The sequence below is a fragment of the Magnetospirillum sp. WYHS-4 genome (assembly GCA_039908345.1).
Lineage (GTDB): Bacteria > Pseudomonadota > Alphaproteobacteria > Rhodospirillales > GLO-3 > JAMOBD01.
The window spans coordinates 20,819-28,133 of record JAMOBD010000067.1 but is presented as its reverse complement, the minus strand read 5'-3'; the positions used below and the strand labels follow the sequence as shown (position 1 = coordinate 28,133).

Annotated in this window: 8 protein-coding genes; 5 read left to right on the top strand and 3 right to left on the bottom strand. The window is 66.0% G+C overall.

The window, feature by feature from the left end; translation table 11 throughout:
* Positions 1 to 103: 103 nt before the first annotated feature.
* Together H7841_15515 and purQ are read right to left on the bottom strand one after the other, a co-directional pair.
* Positions 104 to 400 carry a hypothetical protein gene (locus H7841_15515; GenBank protein MEO5338280.1) on the bottom strand — a complete coding sequence of 99 codons (297 nt, stop codon included), beginning with the start codon at positions 398 to 400 and terminating at the stop codon, positions 104 to 106.
* A 258-nt stretch (positions 401 to 658) separates the two neighbouring features.
* A complete protein-coding gene (purQ, locus tag H7841_15510) occupies positions 659 to 1,348 on the bottom strand; it encodes a phosphoribosylformylglycinamidine synthase subunit PurQ (protein MEO5338279.1) in 690 nt (229 codons plus the stop codon).
* A gap of 128 nt (positions 1,349 to 1,476) precedes the next feature.
* Between purQ and H7841_15505 the strand changes: the two genes are divergently transcribed.
* On the top strand, positions 1,477 to 1,758 hold the full coding sequence (locus H7841_15505) for a pyrimidine/purine nucleoside phosphorylase (GenBank protein ID MEO5338278.1): 282 nt from the start codon (positions 1,477 to 1,479) through the stop codon (positions 1,756 to 1,758).
* On the opposite strand, the gene H7841_15500 is transcribed toward H7841_15505, so the two are convergent.
* Complete coding sequence (locus H7841_15500) at positions 1,759 to 2,655, bottom strand: response regulator (protein ID MEO5338277.1); 897 nt, start codon at positions 2,653 to 2,655, stop codon at positions 1,759 to 1,761.
* Positions 2,656 to 2,920: 265 nt separating this feature from the next.
* Between H7841_15500 and H7841_15495 the strand changes: the two genes are divergently transcribed.
* The 4 genes from H7841_15495 to H7841_15480 are packed head-to-tail and all read left to right on the top strand — an operon-like array spanning position 2,921 to position 7,232.
* Complete coding sequence (locus tag H7841_15495) at positions 2,921 to 3,313, top strand: DUF6165 family protein (protein MEO5338276.1); 393 nt, start codon at positions 2,921 to 2,923, stop codon at positions 3,311 to 3,313.
* A 3-nt stretch (positions 3,314 to 3,316) separates the two neighbouring features.
* Positions 3,317 to 4,447, top strand: coding sequence for a lipopolysaccharide heptosyltransferase family protein (locus tag H7841_15490; GenBank protein MEO5338275.1), 1,131 nt, complete (start codon positions 3,317 to 3,319; stop codon positions 4,445 to 4,447).
* A gap of 14 nt (positions 4,448 to 4,461) precedes the next feature.
* Positions 4,462 to 5,901, top strand: a complete 1,440-nt coding sequence (locus H7841_15485; protein ID MEO5338274.1) for a sigma-54 dependent transcriptional regulator — start codon at positions 4,462 to 4,464, stop codon at positions 5,899 to 5,901.
* On the top strand, positions 5,901 to 7,232 hold the full coding sequence (locus tag H7841_15480; GenBank protein MEO5338273.1) for an ATP-binding protein: 1,332 nt from the start codon (positions 5,901 to 5,903) through the stop codon (positions 7,230 to 7,232). Before H7841_15485 ends, H7841_15480 begins: the two co-directional genes overlap by 1 nt.
* Positions 7,233 to 7,315 lie beyond the last annotated feature (83 nt).

Genomic DNA, 7,315 nt, shown 5'->3' with positions numbered 1-7,315 from the left:
ACGAAACCCCCACCTGAAACCCCGCCACCCCGGAATGTAGTGCTAACAAACCCGTGCCACTCCGTAACAGTCTGTTACAGAACAGCTTTTTCTCGGGCACTGTTCAAGTTGGGTCATACATTTCCCACGACTTAAGTGTAGTCATCTCGTAATATTTTTGACGGGCGATACCTGTTTCCACTGAGGCCAGCCCAGTTTGCATCCTTGTCAGTTCGGACTGATTCCTCGCCAAAGTGTCGCGGATTTCTAGGTATTGCGTGTCATTCACGTAGTATATCCCGGAAAACGATGCCAGACCCGCAAATACAGCCCCCGTGATGGCAGTTGCATGAGGAGATGCCGCCTTCAAGCGCTTTTTGTGTCGCTTCCAGCGTGTCAGCGGGCGCAGAGTTATAGACATTTTAAACAAATCCTTTGACTCTCTATCGTATCTGCAATTTCTATACACAGAGCGTAAACAAAACGTAAAAATATGGCGATTTTGTAGCGAGACGCGGATGGCGGGTTTTGATTGCCTGATTCACTCGACCCAACTCCGGGGCAACCGTTGCCCACCACCGGCAACAATTGCCTGGTACCGGCCTGTTGGCGTCTGGAAGAAAGAGGGGGGCTGTCTGGAACTTCGATGCGCGCGGGTATGCCCCGCACCTTGGGGAGATCAGCCGAAGGCCGCCAGCAGCGAATCGAACATGGGCTTGCCGTCGGTGCCGCCCAAGGCGGGTTCGATCAGGCGTTCCGGGTGGGGCATCATGCCCAGGACCCGGCGCTTGGCGTCGAAGACCCCGGCGATGTTGTTGCGGCTGCCGTTGGGATTGGCGGCCTCGGTCGCCGCGCCCCCTTCGTCGCAGTAGCGGAAGGCCACCTGGCCCTCGCCCTCGACGCGCTCCAGGGTCGCGTCGTCGGCGTAGTAGTTGCCGTCGTGGTGGGCGATGGGCACGCGGATCGCCTGGCCCTTGCGATAGCCGCGGGTGAAAGGCGTCGCGTCGTCTTCCACCTTCAGGTGGACGTCCTTGCAGACGAACTTCAGGCTGGTGTTGCGCATCAGCACCCCCGGCACCAACTGCGCCTCCGCCAGGATCTGGAAGCCGTTGCAGATGCCCAGCAGGTGCACGCCCTTGGCGGCGCGGGCCTTGACTTCGCGCATGATGGGGGAATGGGACGCCATGGCGCCGCAGCGCAGGTAGTCGCCGAAGGAAAAACCGCCCGGCAGGACGATCAGGTCGACCTCGGGGATTTCGGTGTCCTTGTGCCAGACCATGAAGGGCGGGCGGCCCATGGCCTTCTCCAGGGCGACCTTGATGTCGCGGTCGCAGTTGGAGGCGGGGAAGACGATGACGGCGGCTTTCATGGCGGCCCCTGCTGGCGGACGTGAAACGATGGGAGATTCATACGGCGCCCGCTTCCCGCCATCAAGCCCCTTGCCGAAGACGGCGATTTCCCTTAAGGCCGGAACGCCAATTCCAGGGAGGATGCGCGATGCTGAAGGTGAACGAATATTTCGACGGCAAGGTCAAGTCCATCGGCTTCCAGACCGAGACCCTGCCGGCCACGGTGGGGGTGATGGTGCCCGGCGACTACGAATTCGGCACCAGCCGGAAGGAAACCATGACCGTGGTCAGCGGGGCCCTGACGGTCAAGTTGCCGGGCGCCGCCGACTGGCAGGTCTTCAAGGCCGGCGCTTCCTTCGTGGTGCCTGCCGATGCCAAGTTCCAGCTCAAGGTCGCGGTGGCCACGGCCTACCTCTGCACCTACGAATAGTCAACCGGCGCTGGCGGCGGGGACGGAACCCGCCGCCTCGCAGGCCTTGCGTAGCGTGCTGGCCAGTTCGGGCATCATGCGGACGTCCTTTTCGTCGGGCTTTTCGATCCGGGCGTGCACGCGCTCGGCCACTTGGCGCACCGAACCGCAGATCTGGACCAAATGGGCGCAGCGGGTTTCGGGTAGGCGGCGGGCCAAGTCCTCGACCACCCAGAGCAGTCTATCCAGGTCGGCGCGGATGGTTTCCACCGGGTCGCCGATCAGGTAGGCCGGCGCGATGCGGTTGATCAGGTAGCCGATCTGGAAGGCGTGGCGCTGCACCTTTTCCTCGTTGATGCGGCGAATCGCCGCCTCGGTGGCGCGCTGGAACGCCGGACTGTCGGCCCGTTCGTTGGGCGACAGCGGGTTCGGCACCTCGATCAAAGGGATTTCCTGGTTTCCCGGTCGGGGCGAGGTGCGGCGGTCGGGCCCTACATAGTCGGTGGTGACGACGAAGCTTTTGCGATTGGCCGACAGGTTGCGCAGGCGTTCGATCAGGGCCCCGGCCGACATGGGCTTGAGCAGGACCACATCGGAACCGCAGTCGATGATTCGCCGCACCGTGGCCGGCCCGGGATCGGCGGCCAGAATGACGACGACCAGAAAGGGGTTGCTGCCCAGGTGCCCGTGGCGGATACGATGGACCAGATCGGGGAGACCGTCCTCGCCGACTCCGATGTCGGCGACCAGCAGGTCCAGATGTCCGTCGGCCACGGCGTCGCGGATGTCGTCGAGGTTGTCGGTATGGCCGAGCGACGCGAATCCCAACGGGCGCAGCATCGAATGCAGCGTGTGGCGGAACATCCTGTCCCGGTCCGCGATAATGCCGCGGACGCCGTCGAATAGCGGCTCGGCCATTGTACCCCAACTTCCCTCGTTGAGACTCAATCCGAAACCCGGTGGAATGTCCATTGAACGAAAGTCCTATCCGATCGCTTTTTGTTTGAACATCCGTAGCCTTTCGGCATCGTGGGCAACGGGGCGATATCCTCGGGCACGCGAATGCCAGAGATGGGATTGCCGGCCGCTCTTCCGGCAAGGCCGCCTCTTTTTCCCCTGGCGTCCGGCGGTGCGAGCGGCTATGGGAGACGGTGCACCGCAACATTCGGATGGGGAGGGGAGAGTGGTCGCCACCATCACCGTGGAAGTCGCGCCGGGCGAGTTGATCGACAAAATCGCTATCCTGCAGATCAAGCTGGAACGCATGACCGATCCGGCCAAGCTGAGGAACGTCAAGGTCGAGTTCGACACCCTGGCGGCGGCGCGGGACGCGGCCGTTCCCCCGTCGCCCGAGATGGATACCCTGGCGGCCGAATTGAAGGCGATAAACGAGCGGCTCTGGGTGATCGAGGACGAAATCCGCGATTGCGAGCGTGCCAAGGACTTCGGCCCCAAGTTCGTCGAACTGGCGCGTGCCGTCTACTTCACCAACGACCGCCGCGCGGAGGCCAAGCGCAAGATCAACGACCTGCTGGGCTCGCGCATCGTCGAGGAAAAATCCTACGCGGCCTACTGACCCATGCGTGCCGGTGCCTTCCTGGCGGATGCCCATGCGGCCCTGAAGCGGCGTTTGAGGGCGCGACCGGACATCGCCTCCGGGGTGCTGTTGCTGTCTTGCGGGGGCTTGGGCGACACGGTTCTGTTCGCCTTGGTGTTGCCGCGCTTTCTGGAACTGGCCGGGCCGGGCGAGACGGTAACGGTGCTGCTGCGCAAGGAAAGCGCCAAGATGGCCTTCCTGTTTCCGTCCGATGTCGGGATTCTGGCCGTGGACTTCGGCCGACTGGCCCGCGATCCGGCCTATCGCCTGGAAATCCTGGACGGCCTCTACCTTTCCAACCACCGCCTCGTGGTCCATACCGATCACCTGCGCCATCCCCTGTTGGACGAGGTGCTGGTCGCCGCCTGCCGGGCCCCGGAGACCGCCGCCATGGAACCCCGCTCCTGGCCGAAGCACGACCGGGCGCTGGCGCGCAACCGCCGTCTATACGGAAAGCTGGTGGACGGCGGCGCCCTGCACCTGGACAAGGTGGTACGCTGGGCGCGCTTCGCCGACGCCCTGACCGGCCGGACCGTTCCGCCGCCCCGGGTGCGCCTGCCCGAGACGCGCCTCGCTCCACCGGCCGCCTTCGCCGCTCCGACGGTGTTGATTCAGCCCTTCTCGGCCGTTGCGCTGAAGCAAAGTCCGCCGTCCCTCTACGAGACCATCCTGGACACGCTGCCGGCGGGATTCCGCGTGCTGCTGCTGGGGGCGCCCGGCGACCTGAAGCGTAGCCCGGAATTCGAAGTCCTGCTCGAGCGGCACAACCTGGACTTAGATACCTCGCCTTTCGCCGACCTGGTGCCCAAGCTGCGGGCCGCGCGCCTGGTGATCTCGGCCGACACGGCGCTGATGCACTTGGCCGTGGCGGTTGGCGCTCCGACCCTCTGCCTGGCCAGCGCCGCCTACGTGGACGAGATCGTCCCCTATGCCGCCGAGATCACTCCTCCCAACATCGCCTTCCTCTGGCACGACATGCCCTGCCGGGGATGCCTGGGGGCCTGTGGGCTGCCGGCCGAGGACGGCATGTATCCTTGCGTCGCCCGCCTGGACCGCCGGGCGATCCTGGCGGCGGTGGCGGAGAGGATAGTCTCAACAAACGCCCCGGCTTGAGGCAGAATGGGCCCATGACGCACAGGCCCATCGTTCTGGTGATCGACGACGAGGTCCGCTCGCTGGAAGCCATCCGGCGGGTGCTGGCGGACGAGTTCGAGGTTCTGACCGCCCGGGACGGCGCGGCGGCCATCGGCTATCTGGAGAACGAATTGGTTCAGGCGGTGCTTTGCGACCAGCGCATGCCGGACATCACGGGGGTGGAGTTCCTGACCGCGGTGCGCGAGCGCTGGCCGGACGCGGTGCGCATGATTATCTCGGGCCACACGGATTCGCTGGACATCATCGCCGGGCTGAACGAGGCCGGCATCTACCGCTACATCACCAAGCCCTGGGAACCGGACGCCCTGCTGGGCGCCGTGCGCGACGCCGTGGGCCTCTACGCCCTGCAGCAGGAAAACCAGGCGGTCAGCGTGGAGATGAAGATGGCCGCCCCGGCGTTGCGCCAAGTGGTGGCCCGCAAGCGCCACGCGCTCAAGCGCCGCTTCGGCTTCGACGCCATCGTCCATGCCCCGGACAGCCCCTTGGCCGGCATCTGCGACTTGGTGGAGCGCATCGCGCCCTACGACATTTCGATCCTGCTGACCGGCGAATCGGGTACCGGCAAGGAACTGCTGGCCCGCGCCGTGCATTACAACAGCGCGCGGGCCGCCCGCGCCTTCGTGGTGCAGAACTGCGGAGCCCTGCCGGACGAACTGCTGGAAAGCGAGCTGTTCGGCTGCAAGAAGGGCGCCTTCACCGGCGCCTACGAGGACCGCATCGGCCTGTTCGAACAGGCCGATGGCGGCACCATCTTCCTGGACGAGATCGGCGACACGTCGGCCAGCTTCCAGGTCAAGCTCCTGCGGGTGCTGCAGGAAGGCGAGTTCCGGCCCCTGGGCGCCCAGCGCACCCGGCGGGTGGACGTGCGCGTCATCGCGGCCACCAACCGCGACCTGGAGGAAGCCGTCCGCCAGGGCCGCTTCCGCCAGGACCTTTACTATCGCCTGGCCGCCTTCCCCATCCATCTGCCGGCCTTGCGCGACCGGGCCATGGACCTGCCGTTGATCGCCACCCACCTGCTGGCGGAAACCGGACGCTCCTTCCGCAAGGCGATCCAGGGCTTCGCCCCCGAGACCCTGGCAGCGTTCGCCCGTTATTCCTGGCCCGGCAACGTGCGCGAACTGTCCAACGAGATCCAGCGCATGGTGGCGCTTTGCGACTGCGACCGCCTGGGCCCGGATCTGGTCTCGCCGGCGGTTCTGGGGGCGAAGCGGACGGCTGCGCCGCAGCTCCCCGTCGAAATCCCTGCCGGGACCCTCAAGGACCGGGTGGAGGCCCTGGAGGAGGGACTTCTCCGCGACGCGCTGTCCCGCCACGGCTGGAACATCAGCCGCGCCGCCGCCGAACTGGGCCTGTCGCGGGTGGGGCTTCGCGCCAAGCTGCAGCGCTACGGGCTGGAACGGATGAACTGATGGCCGTTCCGGTCGAGTCCCTGCAACTCAACGAAACCCAGGAGGCCGCCTGGATCGAGGTCATCCGCAAGATGGACGAGGTCTATGCCGACCTGATCCGCTACGAGGTCGACCTGGAGACCAAGAACGGCGAATTGGAAGAGGCCCAGCGCTTCATCGGCAGCGTGCTGGCTTCCATGTCCGACGTTCTCATCGTCTGCGACCGCGAGGGCCGCGTCCAGCAGGTCAACCGCGCGGTGGAGGACCTGACCGGCCTGCCCCGCATCTCCATCGAGGGACGGCCCCTGGCCGACCTGCTGGCCCCGGATTTCCGCAACCAAGCCGACGGCTTCTGCCCTCGCCAGGGGCTGTCCGAGGTGCGGGATCGCGAGGTCCGCTTCGCCGCCGCCGACGGTCGCGTCAGCGATCCGGTGGCGGTCAATTGCACCGGCCGCCTGGACCCCGACGGACGCATGGGCGGCGTGGTCATCATCGGCCGTCCGGTGGGCGAACTGCGGCGGGCCTACGAGGCCCTCAACCAGGCCCACCGCAATCTGCAGGATGCCCAGCAGCAGTTGGTGCAGTCGGCCAAGATGGCTTCCATCGGCCGCCTGGTGGCCGGCGTGGCCCACGAACTCAACAACCCCACCAGCTTCGTCTACGGCAACGTCCACAGCCTGGAACGCTATGCCGAGCGGCTGGAAAGGTACTTGGCGGCCCTGCACGGGGGGGCCGGCAAAGGGGACTTGGCCCGCCTGCGCGCCGATCTGCGCATCGACGATTTGCTGCGCGACCTGCCGTCCCTCGTCGCCGGGACCAAGGAAGGGGCGGAACGCATCCGTGACATCATCATGAGCCTGAAGCGCCTGTCCTTCACCGGCACGCCCGGCGAGCGCGAGGTCTTCGACCTGGGCCAAGCCGTCGAGACGGCCCTCAAGTGGGCCATCCGCGGGCGCAAGACCGCCCCGACGGTGGAAACCGACCTGCCGGCCGGGCTCAAGGTGCGCGGCCATGCCGGACAGATCCAGCAGGTGGTGGTAAATGTGGTGGAAAACGCGCTCGACGCCCTGGACAAGGCCCCGGAGCCCCGGCGCCTGTCCGTCGCCGCCACGGCCGACGGACGGAAGTTGCGGGTGTCCTTCCGGGATTCCGGCCCCGGCATCCGGCCCGAGGACCTGCCCCGCATCTTCGATCCCTTCTTCACCACCAAGCCGGTGGGCCAGGGCATGGGGCTGGGGCTCTGGATCAGCTACGACATCCTGCGCGGCCACGGCGGTACGATCGAGGCCGCCAACCACCCCGAGGGCGGCGCCGAAGTGCTCTTGACCCTGCCGCGGGCGGAGGCCGGATGAAGACTCCGCTTGATTTCGCCGCGCGCTTGGAGAGTCTATTACACGGTTCGAATGCGTGGGAGCCCATCATGCCGTTATCGGGA

Coding starts and splice junctions, on each gene's coding strand:
- H7841_15515 (MEO5338280.1), bottom strand. CDS start 400: ATGTCTATAACTCTGCGCCCGCTGACACGCTGGAAGCGACACAAAAAG.
- purQ (MEO5338279.1), bottom strand. CDS start 1,348: ATGAAAGCCGCCGTCATCGTCTTCCCCGCCTCCAACTGCGACCGCGAC.
- H7841_15505 (MEO5338278.1), top strand. CDS start 1,477: ATGCTGAAGGTGAACGAATATTTCGACGGCAAGGTCAAGTCCATCGGC.
- H7841_15500 (MEO5338277.1), bottom strand. CDS start 2,655: ATGGCCGAGCCGCTATTCGACGGCGTCCGCGGCATTATCGCGGACCGG.
- H7841_15490 (MEO5338275.1), top strand. CDS start 3,317: ATGCGTGCCGGTGCCTTCCTGGCGGATGCCCATGCGGCCCTGAAGCGG.
- H7841_15485 (MEO5338274.1), top strand. CDS start 4,462: ATGACGCACAGGCCCATCGTTCTGGTGATCGACGACGAGGTCCGCTCG.
- H7841_15480 (MEO5338273.1), top strand. CDS start 5,901: ATGGCCGTTCCGGTCGAGTCCCTGCAACTCAACGAAACCCAGGAGGCC.